This is a genomic window from Pengzhenrongella frigida, assembly GCF_004168625.1.
Taxonomy (GTDB): Bacteria; Actinomycetota; Actinomycetes; order Actinomycetales; family Cellulomonadaceae; genus Pengzhenrongella; species Pengzhenrongella frigida.
The window spans coordinates 1-14235 of the sequence record NZ_SDWW01000066.1; the positions used below are offsets into that span (position 1 = coordinate 1).

Below are 14235 nucleotides of genomic sequence, written 5' to 3' on the forward strand. Positions count from 1 at the left end.
ACGGGTGGGTCGGGAGTGGGGCCAAATCAGAGCATCAAAACCGGTCCAAGTGGGGCCAACTCAGGCTGGCACACTCATCAAGGCCGCCGAGGCCGCGTTCCCCGTCGCGTTCGACTCCGCTACCGGGTGGATCACCCGCCTGGCCGACGCCCACACCCACGGCCAGCTCGAGCGCGAGCTCCGTCGCCTGAACCGCTTCCGGCTCCTGGTCATCGACGAGGTCGGCTACCTCCCGTTCGACCCAGCGGCCGCGGCTCTGTTCTTCCAACTCATCGCGTCCCGCTACGAGACCGGGTCCGTGATCGTGACGTCGAACCTGCCCTTCTCTCGCTGGGGCGAGACCCTCGGCGACGACGTCGTGGCCGCCGCGACCATCGACCGCCTCGTCCACCACGCCCACGTCATCCCCCTGGACGGTGACTCCTACCGCACCCGCGCACACCGCAAGACCAAGTAGTCAGACCACCAGGGGGGTCAAAATTCAAACAGCACGAGGGGGTCAGTTTTCGCCCAGCGTTGACACGGCGAACGCGTGGTCAAGACGTACGTGAACCGCACGTTCATCGACCAGTGGCTTGCCCCCACACGCTACGAGCGGACGTACATCGTCGGCGGGATCGCAGATGGGCCCCACGCGCGATGACTCCTAGGGCGCTGCGGATCGCTACCGCGACGGCGGTCATCGTGATGCTCCATTCGAAAGTGCTGTGAGAGGTTCATTCGGGGTTCATTCGGGGTTCATTCGGGGATCACGCGGTGACCGCCTCGTCGTTTACGACGACGCGCGGGCCACTGGCGCTACACCACTATCAGGGACGCCACTGGCACTCGCTGAGGCTGGGTCGACATTGCTCGCGATGATTCCTGATGCTATGAGCTACTTCCGACGCAGTGCATCAGCCGCGCGACGGTCGGGGCCTTCGACACATCGTCCGGATCTTCGACAGATCGTCCGAATCTTCGACACATCGTCGGTACCATCTGGGTGGGCGTTGACGCACAGGCGTTGACCTCGCCGGAAATGCCTAAGCCGCTTTGATCGCTCAGGCATGACCCGGGTCATCGTTTGCGCAGGCGCAGGGGCCTCAGGCACGGCGTCGCGGACCTTAGGAGCAGGGCAAGTGACGTTCGACCTCCAGTCCTGGAAGCCCGATGCAAACCTCGTCAATGAGGTTGAGGCTCAGTTCACTCGGACCATCGAGTCGTACAGAATCCATCCGGACCTCGTCTCCGAGCATGCGAACCATGAAGAGTCAATTCGCACCGGCGGGTATTCCGGTCGGACACTCCTAGAGCTGGTTCAGAACGCTGCAGATGCGCTTGCGGGCCCTAGTCACGCGGAAGGTGAGCATGCGGGCCGCGTCGAGATCGTCCTCGACACCGAAAACCGAATTCTGTATTGCGCGAATGCCGGGCGGCCGTTCTCGGCAAGTGGGCTGACTGCAGTAACGATGGCCCACCTCAGCGGAAAGCGCGGCGATGAGATCGGGCGCTTCGGCCTCGGGTTCAAGTCCGTGCTCGCGGTATCCCAGGCACCCGCTGGTCGCTGAACCCGACGCTCGCCGAAGACGCCGTCGAGATCCTCAACCGCGAACCCGCCGCAGCGTCCGGGTGGGCCGACGCCCTGGACGCCGCCATCCACTCCGACCCCCGCACCCGCGACTCCGTCTGGCTCGGCGTGCGGCAATCCCTCGCGGCACTGGCCGACCCCGACGTCCTGGCAGCGGTCGACCCGGGCGAGGAAAAGGCGTTCGACCCCGCTGCGTTCCTGCGCGATTCCGGCACCCTGTACCTGCTCGCCGCCGCCGTCACCTCCGGCTCCTGCGCCCCACTGGTGGCCGCATTCGTGGAAGACATCACCGAGACCGCCCGCGTCGTAGCCGCCCGCTCACCCGGCGCGCGCCTGGACCCACCGCTGCTGCTGGCCCTGGACGAGATCGCAAACCTCACCCCGCTGCCATCCCTTCCCCAGCTGATGGCCGAAGGCGGCGGCACCGGCATCACCACCCTGGCCGTGCTGCAGTCCCTGGCCCAGGCCCGCAACCGGTGGGGCGAGCACGCCGCCGACGCCATTTGGGACGCCGCCACCGTCAAGATCATCCTGGGCGGCCTGGCCAAGTTCCGGGACCTCGACGACGTCGCCCGCCTGCTCGGCGAGATCGACGAGCTCACCGAAACCCGCTCCCGCGGACGAGCCGGCGAACGGTCCACCTCCACCTCGGTGCGCATGGTGCCTGTGATGCCCGCCTCCGTCCTGCGCACCTTGCCGTTCGGCACCGGGGTCCTGCTGCTGCGCCAGAGCCGCCCGGTCGTCGTCGACCTGGGCGCCTGGCCCCAACGCCGCGACGCCACACAGCTGAGCACTGACCGGCTCGCCGTCGAAGCCGCGACCGCAGCCGCTGCTGCCGAAGGTGCGTCGCGATGATCAAGGCCCTGCTCGGCGGCGCGCTCGGATTCCTCGCCGTGCCCGCGATCGCGATCCTCGCGCTCGGCGTGGGCGGATCCACCATGGCGTGCCTGGAGTCGTCCGCCGGCGGGCCGCTCGCCGCGGACGCACCGGTGCCCGCCGCCGCCCGGGAATGGGTCGCCCAGACCAAGGCGGTCTGCCCGGACCTGCCCGAGGCGTGGATCGCCGCCGTCATGGCCCAAGAGTCCGGGTTCCGACCCGACGCCTACGCCGACGACTCCAACGGCGGCACCTGGGGCCTGCTCCAGATGAACCAAGGCATCTGGACCGCCAACTACGGCCACAACTGGACCGCAGACCTCAACGCCAACGGCATCCGCGACGTCGTCGAGCCCGACATCCACGCCCGCATCGGCGGCCAGTACCTATGCGGACGACTCAACGGGGTCCGCGAGATCCGCGCCAAGCACCCCGACTGGGCCTCCTCGCAGCTGCCCATCCTGGACGCGCTGATCATCGCCCACAACGCCGGCGAATCGCGGCTGCGCACCTACCCGGCCCTGCCCGCCGTGACCGCGAAGTTCATCACCACCGTCGGCGAACGCGTTGCCGCGTGGAGTGGCCCGAGCGAGCCGGGGGCTCTGCCCGAACCAGTCGCCGTCGACCCGATTGGCGAACTGTCGACAGTCCCAGTGGACGGGAGCGCAGTACCTCAACCGCCGACCGCGGGATGCATGCCACGGCTCGGCTCCACCGGGTCGATGATCGTGCCCGCGGGAACACCGAACGACGTCGCCACCGCGGTGCAGACCGCGATGTCCTACGTCGGCGTGCGCTCCGGCTGGACCCAGCTCTGCGACCGGCTCGCCTGCCGGGCCTACGGGTACGTCAACTCCGGCTACCCCTCCGCCAAGGCCCACTGGCTCGAGATGGTCGCCACCGGCCACGCCCACCCCGGCGACACGTGCCCACCTCTCGGGTCGTTCGTGTTCTGGAATACCGGCCGACCGTTCGGACACGTCTCCGTCGTCGTCCAGGCCGATTCGGGGTGTGACCCGAACAAGATCATGGTCACCGCTAACGAGGTCTTCGACTCCGCCACCGGCAACCGCGGCGGGGTCTACCTACTGTCGTTTGCCCACCTCAATGCCGGCTACGTCAACGGGACTGGGTATCTCGGCTGGACCGACCCTGTCTGCCGGGGCGCCCAATACCCGGTAGGGGCACCGGTCGCCTGACGCGCGAGCCGATGGATTTCGAACCAGTGCGAACTGCCAATGGGGCGGGAGATCGGCATCGAAAAGCCATCGAGGCGTTGAAGCCGCGCGATCAAAACCCGATCGGTCGCATTGGCGCTACCAGTCGAACCTGTATCCAACCTGAGCGAGTGGTCGAGAGAAGGACGGGCCCAGAACTCAGCCCTTAAAACATCCGCTCAGAGCGGAAAAGTGGTCCGCGATTGGCTTCCACATAGCACGCCACGGCGCCTATAGTCGCGTTGACGCACCATTGAAGAAATGCCATGATCATGCGCGAAACCCACTTGCCTACGTAAGGAAACTCAGATGGCCCAGAAGGTTCAGGTTCTGCTCGTCGACGACATCGACGGCGTCACGGCCGACGAAACTGTCACGTTCGCCCTCGATGGTGTGTCGTACGAGATCGACCTGACAACGGAGCACGCGGCCGAGCTTCGCAGTGCGTTCGCACCCTGGGTCACCAGTGCCCGCAAGACCAGCGGCCGCCCGACAGCACGCGCAGCGCGCGGTTCACGGAGCAATGGCGGGTCGAGCGACGCGACGAAGATCCGTGAGTGGGCGCGTGCGAACGGCCACACCGTGTCCGAGCGTGGTCGCATCTCCGCCGACATCCGTGCCGCGTACGAAGCAGCCAACTGACCTCGACCGCTTCCGCAACAACACCCGAGCGCCACTGACCTTGATGGTCAGTGGCGCTCGGGTGTTGTGTTTTACGGCGTGTGGAAGCTACTGCGAACTTTGGGAGCGGAAGTCGTCGGCTATCTGTTGGGCTTGAGTCTGCACGAGCCGCTCATACCCGCTCAGGAGCTCGTTGACTCGCGACCGCGGGGCATCGCCATCCCGGGCAGCCAACCAGTCTCCCTTCGCTGCGGAGATGTCAGCGTTCGTGACGTCGATGCGGGGTTCCTGCCACCGGTGAGGCCTCGCCACATGCCGAATCCGCGCGTCTCCTCCGGTGCGAACCCCACCGAAGGCCGTGTCGCGGGACCGCTGAGGTGACGTCCAACAGTTCTTTGGCTGTCCCGACGGAAGGCTCATCGTTTCGGAACCCGTGACTTCACTGGACGGTGCTCGCCTGCTCGGCAGCCCGCTCGTGCGACGCAGTCGTTGAGTCGGTGGCGGGCGTTGGTGAACTGGTTCATCCAGGCGAGCGGTGAGTCGCCGTCTGCGGTTTGGGCGTAGGCCGTCTGCCAGGCCGTGTAGAGCGCGGAGAGCTCCTCGATGACCGCGCCGTGCTGGTTCCAGCAGTCTGGAACCGTGCGATGGTCAAGGTTGAACCGCCACGTGAGCCACCAGACCCAGTCGGTGAGTTCCGCGAGCTGCTCGGCGGACTTCTCTTCGTCGAGGTACGGCCAGCGGATGGTTTGAGCTGAATAGATCGCTCGAGGCTTCGGGTCAGGGCTGCTGCCGGTGGTGGTCATCGGGTCACGCTCCAATCAGGTGGCCGATCGCTGGGTGGTACGTCGCTGAACTTCGGGCGCGCGGTCGAAACGGATAGCTGGTCGGCGGCCGCCACGAGTTGGAGGTCACCTTCGGCGATGAGGGCGGCAACCTGGTCGCTCCACGCGTCATGGGCTGCGTCGAGGTCGGGTATCTCACCGAGGGGCCGCATCCAGTCGGGGCGGTTACCGATCGACAGGTTGGGAATCCGCCGAGTGGACAAGGCGTCGATCTGACCAATCGCGGCCGCGGTCGAGTCGCGAGGATCGATCACCTCGGTTCCTGACATGGCGTCGAGGTCGGGGACGCAGCCCGCGAACTGGGCGTCCAGCCACGTAGTCAGACGACCGTGCAATACGGCCGCGACGTCGTCGACGGGGCTGGTCGGGTCGTCCAGCGGTCGGGACTCGACCAGCTTCGTCAGGACGGGGCGCATCGGGTGCCCCGCGCTTGCGCCTTGTCGCAGGGCGGCGACCAGGGGGCCACGGGCCGGGGAGATCTCGATGGCCTGGACCTGGGTCGCGCTGAGCCCGCAGTCGGGCAGCACGCGTAGCCAGTGCCGGGTGGCGGCGTCGGTGGCAAGAGTCTGCCGGATCGGGTCCAGCCGTTCGGGTGAGGTGGCGTGGTCGAGGTTGTGGGCGATGGTTTGAGTGGCGGACAGCTCTGCGCCGGTGGTGGCCAGGATGCGCTCGAGGACGTCGCGGCCGGCGGGGGCACCGTGCGGGTCGGGCAGGTAGTCGCACATCGGGTCCACGACGTCGGTCGCGGCGTAGACGTGATTGATCGCCCGGCCCCGGGTCATCGCGACGTACAGGTTCTCCCGCGTCATGCCAGGGGCGGCCAGGACATGCGCGTGGTCGACGGTGACGCCTTGTGCCCGGTGGGTGGTGGTCGCGTATCCGAGGTCGACGTGCTCGGCGACATACCCCGCGGACAGGTGCACGGCGTCAACCGGCGTGGTGCCGACATCGGAGGCGCCGCTGCCAGGCGAGCCGGTGCGGGTGGTCTTGGTGACAGTGAGGGATCCGTCGGGGTGGGTGAGTGCCACGTCCCACAGGTCGCCGTTGCGCACGTAACCGCCGCCGGCCAGGCGCAGGTGGCGGGCGTTGCGGCGGGTAACGATCCGGTCACCCGTTCCGATGACAGTCCCGTCCGGGGTGGTGATCCCGGTGGGGGCCACGAGGCCGTCGGTGACGCGGTCGGTGTGGGCGCGCAGGTTCAGGGCGTCCACGGCGTGGGTGTCGGCGGCGAGCAGGATCGCGGAGTGCCCGGCGGCTTCGGATGCCTGCCACGAGCTGTACGCGGCTTCGAGCATCGCCTCGCCCGGGCCGGTGGTGATGCGGTCGTGCTCGGCGTACGCGTCCAACGCCCTGGGGTTTCCGGTGCGCAGCAGCCGGGTCGTTTGGGCTTCCCACCGGTTCGTGAACCGCCACAGCGACGTGAGTGTCGTGGGGTTGCCCTGTTCGGCGAGCAGGTGGAACGCGCCACCGGCGTCGACCGCGGACAGCTGGGCGTGGTCCCCGACGACCAGCACCTTCGCGTCCGCCCGGGCGGCTTGGGCCACGAGGGTGTCCAGGGTGAACGTCCCGGCCAACGACGCTTCGTCGACGATCAGTAGCTGCCCGGGTTGCAGCTCCCAGCGGCGCTGCTCGGCGTGCAGGTTGCGCATGGCCTGGGCGATCTGCCGGGCCCGTCCGGCCTGGCCGCGGTGCGGGATTTGGTCGGCCATGGTGGTGAGCTCGCCGAGCAGCGCGTTGCGACGCAGGTGCCCGGGACCGGTGGACTCGTACAGCCACTTGGCGGTGTTCTCGCACGCCACCTGCAGCGCGTCGGCGAGCTCGCCGGCGGCCGTCGCCGACGGGGCCAAGCCGATGACGCTCCCGCGCCCGTGGGTTGCCTCCCAGGTATGGCGCAGCGCGAGCAGGGTCGTGGTCTTGCCGGTCCCGGCCGGGCCGACCAGCACGTCCAACCGGCGCGCGGAGGTGGCGATCGCGACGACGGCGTCGATCTGGTCGGAGGCGAGGGTCACCTGCCCGCGATCGTGCGCGAGGTTAACCTGCGCGGAGGTGACGGCATGGGCGTCGGAGCGCCGCGCGACCGGCGCCCCGGTGTCGGTCGTGGCGGTCAGGAGGCGGGTCTCGGCGTCCAGCACGCGTAGGTCGGTGAACTTGTCCTCGGCTGGGCGGGAGAACGCCGATGTCCCGTCTGGGCGCAGGAACTCCGCGGGGACGGTGAACACCTCCGGTGCAGTCAGGCTCACGCACCGGCTCAGGGCGGCGTCGACCACCCGGGTGTGCAGGGCGTGGCGGTCGCCGACGGTCGCCATGCGCAGCCCGCGGGTGGTGCGCGCGGCTTCGGCTAGCACGTTGGACCGGGTCCACGTCGACCGACGGGTCAGCACCTGATCGAGAGCCTCCACGGCGAGCCGATCCACCACGTCCCCGGACACCTGGGCCGAGGTCAACGGGTGCCGCCGGGAGGTGTCCATCGCGGCGGCCACGAGCTGCTCGGGTGACTTGCCGGTGAGCTCCTGTCCGCGGGTGCGCCACCGGCGGAACAGATCGCCGAGGTTGTGCACGTGCTTGTCGGGGCGGGTCGCGCGGGTGGCGACCTGCCGTAGCCGGGTGATCTCGATCCGGTTGGGGCTGCGTCCGTGGTCGGCCATGAACTGCGCCACGGCGCTGGTCATGGCCTGGTCGATCTGGGTGGAGCGGGTGGAGAACGCGGCCAACAGGTCGTCGCCGACCCCGGCGACCTCGAACGCGGGGGAGCGCTTGGCGCCGCGGGACCGCCACCCCCAGGACACGGGCAGGCGTCGGGCGAGGTCGTCGGCGACGAGGTTGTCGTACACCTCCGAGATCGCCACGATCGCCCCGTGCAGGGCGCGGGAGTCCACCGACCGCCACACCCCGTCGGCGCCCTGGACCTTGTTCGCGATCACGACATGGGTGTGGACGTTCGGGTCGCCGGTGCGGGTGTCCCAGTGGTCGAACGCGGTGGCGACCATCCCGCGGGTGGGGACCTGCGCGCACGAGTGCGTCCCGACCCGCGTGAACAACGAGGTGTCCTCGAGGAACGCCAACGCGTCGGTCACCGCAGCCCGGTGGGCGTCCAGTACGGCTTGCTGGACGCCCGGGTCTCCGAGCGCCCACAGGGTGGAGGCGGACTTCTGGATCGTGAACGTCAGGTCGAACCCGGCCACCGCGGTCCGGGCCGGCTTGGCGAGCTCGATACGGGTGATCGTGGCCACCGCGGCCTCGTACTCCAAGGCGCCCATCTCCACGGGCAGCTTCTCGATCGCCGCGGCAATGCGTTCGGTGGCGGTGGCGAACACCGGGTACGCCCGCCCGAGCGGCTCGGCGCTCATCGGGTCGCGGCCGGCACCGAACAGGTTCGCCATCGCCTCCTCGCTCACCACCGTCCCGGCCGCGATGCCGGTCCCGTTGTTCAGCCCGGCCAGGCCGGTGCCGACCCACCGCCCGGGCGGGTTACCGCTCTCGGTGTAGTACGCCGTCAACGGGCTCGCCCCGGTCCGATCGCAGTCCCCGGACGCGGTGCTCTTGAGCAGGTACCTGTATCCGGCGCCCGCCGACAGCCGGTGCAACGACATCACCACGGACCCGTCACTTCCCTTCGCTGCCCGACGACGGCGGCCCAGTGGGCTGGGGCGTCGTCGTCGAGCAAGTTCTCCTACCCGCAGGTGTGCAGCGAAGTGGCAGAAGACGGTGGTGACGCAGTGACCAATTCCTCAAGAGCCAGAGGAGTCCGGTCCGCGCGTCTTGGCTTTTCGCCCTGAGGCCCGATCGGGGTCAGGCGGGGTGCGATCCAAACTGGTCGGTCGCCCAACACCGTCTTCTGCCCTGGGCGTGCACACCTGCGGGTAGAGGGAAGTTGTCCACACGATCGACCTGGCCGGGCGGTCGAGCTTTGGGCACTCGCTCACTGTGAGGGCAGGACCGGGCGGGAAGGGTTCTCGGGCCGGGCACACGAGGGGAGTGGTCATGACGATGACGTGGACGAGGCCCGCCGAAGTCCTCACCGACGGCGCGCGCGGCTGGGACGGGGTGTGGACCCTCGTCTATGCCGCCGGGCAGGCGGCGATGAACCTGTCCGCGGTCCCCGGGGCGGACGACGACCTCGGCCTGATGTACGCGGCCCTGGACGTGTCCTACGCGCTGACCGAGATCGAGTCGCTGGGCCGCGACGTCGTGACCGTCGCGGTGAATCTCGGATCGGTCGACCTGACCGACCGCGACGCGGCCGTGGCGGTCATCGACGACCTCCTCGCCACCGCGCAGTGTCTCGCGACCGAGCTGGTGGAGGTGCCCGACGTCGGCGCAGCGCAGGCCTTGTGCGGATCGCGGGTCACGACCCTGCTCGCGTCAGCGCGGGCGAAGGCGACCGGCGGTGCGTGGTGAGCGCGCCGGCGACCTATGGCGAACTGATGCTGGGTACGGAGATGGGGATCCGGCACGGGGTGGTGTGGATGCAGAACCTGCCCCTGGAGCGACGCGAGTTCGCCGAGACGGCGATCAACGACTTCCGCGACGTGCTGCGCGCCTTGAAGGAACACACCTGGGTTCTGCTCGATACCCGCCGCGTCCAGGGCATCACCGAAGCCGGTGCACCGGACCCGCGCGAGCGAGCCGCGGTGCGGCTGGGCGAGGCGTTGGACGAGATCGTCGGACCCACACCACCGTGGGCCTGGGTCGGCGCCACGATCAGCCCGTCGCCGTGGGCGAACGCGGCCAAGTGCGTGCGCGCCGCGACCGAGCTCGTCTCGACGCACTCGGATGCCGCGGGTCTGCCGCGTACCCCGGACCTGGATGCAATCCTGCGCGAATCGGCCGCCCGCCAAGCTGGCCTGGCCGGGGTCGGCGATCTGACGGCCACCCTCCTGGCCGGCGCCGACCATCTCGCCCTGCGTGCCGGGCAGGCCGACCTCCCTTGGCCTGAGGTGCGCCGCCTGCTGCCCGATATGGGCGAGGCCCAGGCCCTCGCGCGCGACGTGGCGGGCCTCGGGTCGCTGCCGACCTGGCTGCAGCTCGACGACCTCACCGTGGCCCACCCGCCGATACGAACCGGGGAGCCGGCTGCGGAGTTCGCCGACCGGCTCGGGCGCCTAAGGCTGATCGCGTGGGAGAACGCCCGCTCGCCCCACCCGTCGGTGGACACCCTCAAGACCTACGCCACCCTCGGCGTCGCCGTGCACGCCCACGCCCTCGCGTTCCACGGACTGCCGCCCGCCACGCTGCGCACCCAGCCGCAGGTACCCCGCAACCTGGCCCCGCTCGCAAACCGCGGGCGCGCGTGGCAGGACGTGTCTCGGGCGATCTTCTCCTGGCGATCCGCAGAACCGGGCGATCCCGTCGTTGCCGAGGATTTCGCCCGGGTCAGCGGGCTGCTCCGGTCCTTCGCTCCGATGGCAGGCGCGCAGCCGGACCTGTCCGTCGCAGACGGCCACCACCTGGCCGACGCGCTGACGTCGGCGTCGAAGACGACCACCGAGATCGGGCGCTGGAACCGCACCACTGTGCTGCGGATGGGTGCAGCGAACCAGATCTACATCCCGGCCCAGATCCTCACCGGCAGCCAGGTTACCGAAACCGAAGCGCTTGTCGAAGCGAAGATCCAGGGGCGGTACGTGCCCGCCTCTGACCACTTCATCGACACCGCCAGCACTCTCTACCGGCGTACAGCACCGAAGAAGGACCCCGCTCTGAGCGGGCCAAGCGGATTGTCACTCCGCGTCGAACCCCTCCCCGTGGGTCCTGCAGCGTCTCCCCCCGGCCATGACCCGATCGCGAGGAGTACGTGAATAGGGCGCTACGTCGCCGGTCGACTCCACGAGAGAGGGCGCGGTGGGGAGAGGACAGAGGCACCCAAGCCGACTGACGAGCTACGTCACTGTGAGATCGGTGTTCATCCCGGCGGCGCAATGACCGGCGAGGGAGGTTGCAGGCCAACTCGTAGTCCGGGAGCCAGGGGCAGGGTCATCCACCCGAATTCTGCCCGCCCGGATTCATGCGCCGGTCCCCTCGCCATTGGGGTTCGACGCTGCGCGTCTCTCCGATCATGGTGTCGTCACCGACGAAGCGGTTGCCGGCGGTCTCTACGCCGGAGAGCGGAAGGACAGCCGACACGCGGTCAGTGCGGCCATTGTTGGTACCGGACACGAGGCAAGCCCGTCACTCGTGATCTGGCATCGGCATCTGCATGGACTCGTCGTGGGTTGGGGGATTGCCCGAAGGGGTCGGGATGCGAAGGCGGATCGTGGCGGACCCGGCCACAGCCGGCTTCCGTGAGGAGAAGCTCACGCCGTTGGGCATGTCGCCGACCATGACGGTTTCGAGCACAGTCAGGGTCGGAAGGTCGACCACGGAGAGCGTGTCGTCGTAGAGGTTCGTCACCCATGCCCGCGTTCCTGAGGGATCGATGACAACGCCGTGCGGGCCGGAGCCGGTGCGGACGGCGCCACGGATCGCCATCGAGGCGGTGTCTATCACGGACAGGCTCTCTCCAGGCGCGGACGAGGTGCCCTGGTCTGCGGAGACGATCGTCCGCCCGTCGGGTGTCAGGAAGATCTGGACCGGGGAGGCCGACACCACGACGCTGCCGACGACCTCACGCGTTTGCAGGTCAATCTTGATGACCGAGGCGGGCTCGGCGACGCTCGCGTAGGCGAACTGGCCGTCTGCATCAACGGCCACTTGGACGGGGCTTCCACCGACCGGAATGGCCGCGACCACGACGTCAGCCTCGGGGTCCAAAAGGTCGACTGTGCTGGCTGCGGTGTTGGCGACAGCGATCACGGACCCGTTCGCCGCTGCGCGCAGCCCGTGGGGCATGCCACCGATCTCGATCGTGCCGAGCGGCTCGAGACCGGGTGCACCGAAGACCGATACGGTGCCGTCGGCAGAGCTGGTCGCATAGACCTTCGCGCCATCGGCGGAGTCGATCACGTGGGCGGGTGACGCTCCGCTCGACTCAACCGCGGACACGTCGTAGGTGGTGGTGTCGACGGCGACCACGGTGTTGTCATGGCCGCTCACGGCGTAGGTGACCGCACCGTCACGGCTGGCCTGCACGTTGTGCGGAGCTTCGATGCCGGCCAAGGTCGTCACTACCTCGCCCGTTGCCGCGTCGATGACAGTGAGGCTGTTCCCTTCCTCGTTCGCGACCCACACCGTCCCTACGACTTCGAGGCTCTCTGGAGTTGGTGAGGACGTCGTTGACCCTTGTCGCGGTGTGGAAGGAGCGGCGGAACACGCAGTGAGCGCTATCGCGCTGAAAATCGCGAAGGTCGTAACAAGCAGCGGGCGGGCAAGCATCATCAAGTTCTCCAATGGTGAAGAGGCTGGCCGGGCCGTCCGGGCAGGTCGTTCCTCACAGATGACCTTGGGGCGGGAGGGCGGCCACGATCGGGTGGTCCTTGGCGATCAGGCCGAGATTGGCGGCAGCTCCCGGGGATCCCAGGTCAGCGAAGAACTCGACGTTTGCCCGGTAGAACTCACTCCATTGTTCCGGGAGATCTGCTTCGAAGAAGATCGCCTCGACCGGGCAGACCGGCTCGCACGCGCCGCAATCGACGCACTCGTCGGGGTGAACGTAAAGCGAGCGGCTACCTTCGTAGATGCAATCCACGGGGCACTCCTGGATGCATCCCTTGTCCTTAACATCCACGCAAGGCTGCGCAATCACATACGTCACGGCTGGGTCCCTCCTGAGAACTCGTCGACAGAGCGCTTGGGCGTGCATAGTGGGCGTGTGACTCGATCGTGGCGAGAGGGACGTAGGCGTCCGATCGTCGCCGGCTACCGTGGGGCGTGGGCCGGTGGGTGGTTGGCCACAGAATTCCGCGCCTCGTTCTAGCCAGGCTGCAGGCCCCACCGCGGATCATCTGTGAATGGCCTGGTCAGGGCTGCAGCTCATCGAATGTGGCGCCGGCGTCCCGGGATTCGGAGACCGATCCGTCGGCCACGGCCAAGATGCGAAGCGCATCGCCGGAGCCGGTCGCCCCGAGGGCCTCCGGTTGGCCCTCGACTCGCCCTCGCTTTTGCCAGGTCCGCCCGCCATCGATGCTGACGTGGATCGTCCCGTCCGGTTCGATGCCGGCGACGGTTTCTCCGTCAGCCCAGGCGACGAGCAGCATCAGCGGCGCGTCGTCGGCCATCGCCCACGTCGCCCCGTCATCGATGGAGACCGAGAGGCCGAGCTCAGTTGTCGCGAGGACGGCTCCGCTCTCGCCGCCCGCGAGAGAGAACGCGGCTCCCTGGAGGCCGGTCCCTGTTCCCCATTCGGTGCCATCAGGGCTGATGCGCAGTTTTCCGTCGAATCCCGCAATACCGCCCGAGCTCGTGGTCAACGTATGGAAATCGGACTCGCCACCTCTGGACAAGGAGGTCCAGGTGGTACCGCCATCGCGAGATTCGATCAAACCCACCGGACTGGGTAGATCGGTACCTTCACCGGGGTGACCAGAGGCGTAGAAGTGATCGGAGTCGGCGACTGTGAAGCCCATCAGGTCGATGTTGGGTCCACGGGCCGTCCATCCGTCGGCTCCGGCGATGAACAAGCCATCATGGGTCGCCAGGTAGACCTGGCCATCTTTCGGATTGACCGTGATGGCGTGCACGTGGGAGCTCGGCAACTCGGCAAGATCTGTCGCCGCTGAACCCGCAACGCTGCTCGGGCCTGCGGCGTCGGCCGTGTCCGAGCGGCGTGGCGCGTCCGCACCTGCGCAGCCTGAGAGGACCAAAGCGCCCACCACGCCGACCGCGGCGAGTAGTCGTATCGAACGATTAGCCCTGGGGCGGCGCGTGCGTGGAAGAGGCGTTGCCTTGATCGGGCTCATGCTGATCAGTAGATGGTGATGCGAGGCTTCGGTCACTTCGATCCCTCGGGTTCCTTGAGGCGGAGGAGTTCGGCGGTGGTCTGGGGCAATACGGTGAACAGGTCGCCCACGATGCCGAAGTCGGCGATCTCGAAGATCGGCGCCTCGGGGTCGGAGTTCACGGCCACGATCGTGCCGGCGGACTGCATCCCGCCGCGGTGGTGCACGGCCCCGGACACCCCGGCCCCGATGTACAGGCGCGGTGCGACGGTCACCCCCGTCTGGCCGATCTGAGC

General features: G+C 68.4%; 12 protein-coding genes and 1 pseudogene. 7 read left to right on the plus strand and 6 right to left on the minus strand.

Annotated features, from left to right (window positions below; all coding sequences use genetic code 11):
- Nucleotides 1–49: 49 nt before the first annotated feature.
- The 5 genes and pseudogenes from EUA98_RS18210 (at nucleotide 50) to EUA98_RS18230 (ending at nucleotide 4305) form a co-directional block, all read left to right on the plus strand.
- Nucleotides 50–457 (plus strand): ATP-binding protein, encoded by a 408-nt coding sequence (locus EUA98_RS18210; protein WP_207219151.1) that lies wholly within the window; start codon nucleotides 50–52, stop codon nucleotides 455–457.
- Between the two features lie 592 nt (nucleotides 458–1049).
- On the plus strand, nucleotides 1050–1550 hold the full coding sequence (locus tag EUA98_RS18215; RefSeq protein ID WP_434063509.1) for a sacsin N-terminal ATP-binding-like domain-containing protein: 501 nt from the start codon (nucleotides 1050–1052) through the stop codon (nucleotides 1548–1550).
- Nucleotides 1538–2425: pseudogene (locus tag EUA98_RS18220) on the plus strand (type IV secretory system conjugative DNA transfer family protein); the annotation flags it as partial. The gene EUA98_RS18215 and the pseudogene EUA98_RS18220, both read left to right, overlap by 13 nt.
- A complete protein-coding gene (locus tag EUA98_RS18225; RefSeq protein WP_130104115.1) occupies nucleotides 2422–3645 on the plus strand; it encodes a transglycosylase SLT domain-containing protein in 1224 nt (407 codons plus the stop codon). The pseudogene EUA98_RS18220 and the gene EUA98_RS18225, both read left to right, overlap by 4 nt.
- Nucleotides 3646–3972: 327 nt before the next feature.
- The gene (locus EUA98_RS18230; RefSeq protein ID WP_130104116.1) at nucleotides 3973–4305 is read left to right on the plus strand and encodes a histone-like nucleoid-structuring protein Lsr2; all 333 of its coding nucleotides are present in this window, start codon (nucleotides 3973–3975) and stop codon (nucleotides 4303–4305) included.
- Between the two features lie 395 nt (nucleotides 4306–4700).
- Here EUA98_RS18230 and EUA98_RS18235 read toward each other — a convergent pair whose 3' ends face one another.
- Nucleotides 4701–5087 (minus strand): hypothetical protein, encoded by a 387-nt coding sequence (locus tag EUA98_RS18235; protein ID WP_130104117.1) that lies wholly within the window; start codon nucleotides 5085–5087, stop codon nucleotides 4701–4703.
- Nucleotides 5084–8716, minus strand: a complete 3633-nt coding sequence (mobF, locus tag EUA98_RS18240; RefSeq protein ID WP_130104118.1) for a MobF family relaxase — start codon at nucleotides 8714–8716, stop codon at nucleotides 5084–5086. Before mobF ends, EUA98_RS18235 begins: the two co-directional genes overlap by 4 nt.
- Nucleotides 8717–9107: 391 nt before the next feature.
- Here mobF and EUA98_RS18245 point away from each other — a divergent pair, with 391 nt between their 5' ends.
- Both EUA98_RS18245 and EUA98_RS18250 read left to right on the plus strand, forming a co-directional pair.
- The gene (locus EUA98_RS18245) at nucleotides 9108–9524 is read left to right on the plus strand and encodes a hypothetical protein (RefSeq protein WP_130104119.1); all 417 of its coding nucleotides are present in this window, start codon (nucleotides 9108–9110) and stop codon (nucleotides 9522–9524) included.
- Nucleotides 9521–10924, plus strand: coding sequence for a hypothetical protein (locus EUA98_RS18250; RefSeq protein ID WP_130104120.1), 1404 nt, complete (start codon nucleotides 9521–9523; stop codon nucleotides 10922–10924). Before EUA98_RS18245 ends, EUA98_RS18250 begins: the two co-directional genes overlap by 4 nt.
- 370 nt (nucleotides 10925–11294) lie before the next feature.
- Here the strand turns inward: EUA98_RS18250 and EUA98_RS18255 are convergent, their stop codons facing one another.
- From EUA98_RS18255 to EUA98_RS18270, 4 genes are all read right to left on the minus strand, one after another.
- Nucleotides 11295–12293 (minus strand): beta-propeller fold lactonase family protein, encoded by a 999-nt coding sequence (locus EUA98_RS18255; RefSeq protein WP_207219153.1) that lies wholly within the window; start codon nucleotides 12291–12293, stop codon nucleotides 11295–11297.
- Nucleotides 12294–12492: 199 nt separating this feature from the next.
- Nucleotides 12493–12816 (minus strand): ferredoxin, encoded by a 324-nt coding sequence (gene fdxA / locus EUA98_RS18260; protein ID WP_130104121.1) that lies wholly within the window; start codon nucleotides 12814–12816, stop codon nucleotides 12493–12495.
- Between the two features lie 205 nt (nucleotides 12817–13021).
- Nucleotides 13022–13960: a F510_1955 family glycosylhydrolase gene (locus tag EUA98_RS18265; protein ID WP_242511703.1), complete on the minus strand. Its 939-nt coding sequence runs from the start codon at nucleotides 13958–13960 to the stop codon at nucleotides 13022–13024.
- 32 nt (nucleotides 13961–13992) lie between these two features.
- On the minus strand, nucleotides 13993–14235 hold a 243-nt coding region (locus EUA98_RS18270; protein WP_130104122.1), incomplete at its 5' end, for an electron transfer flavoprotein subunit alpha/FixB family protein.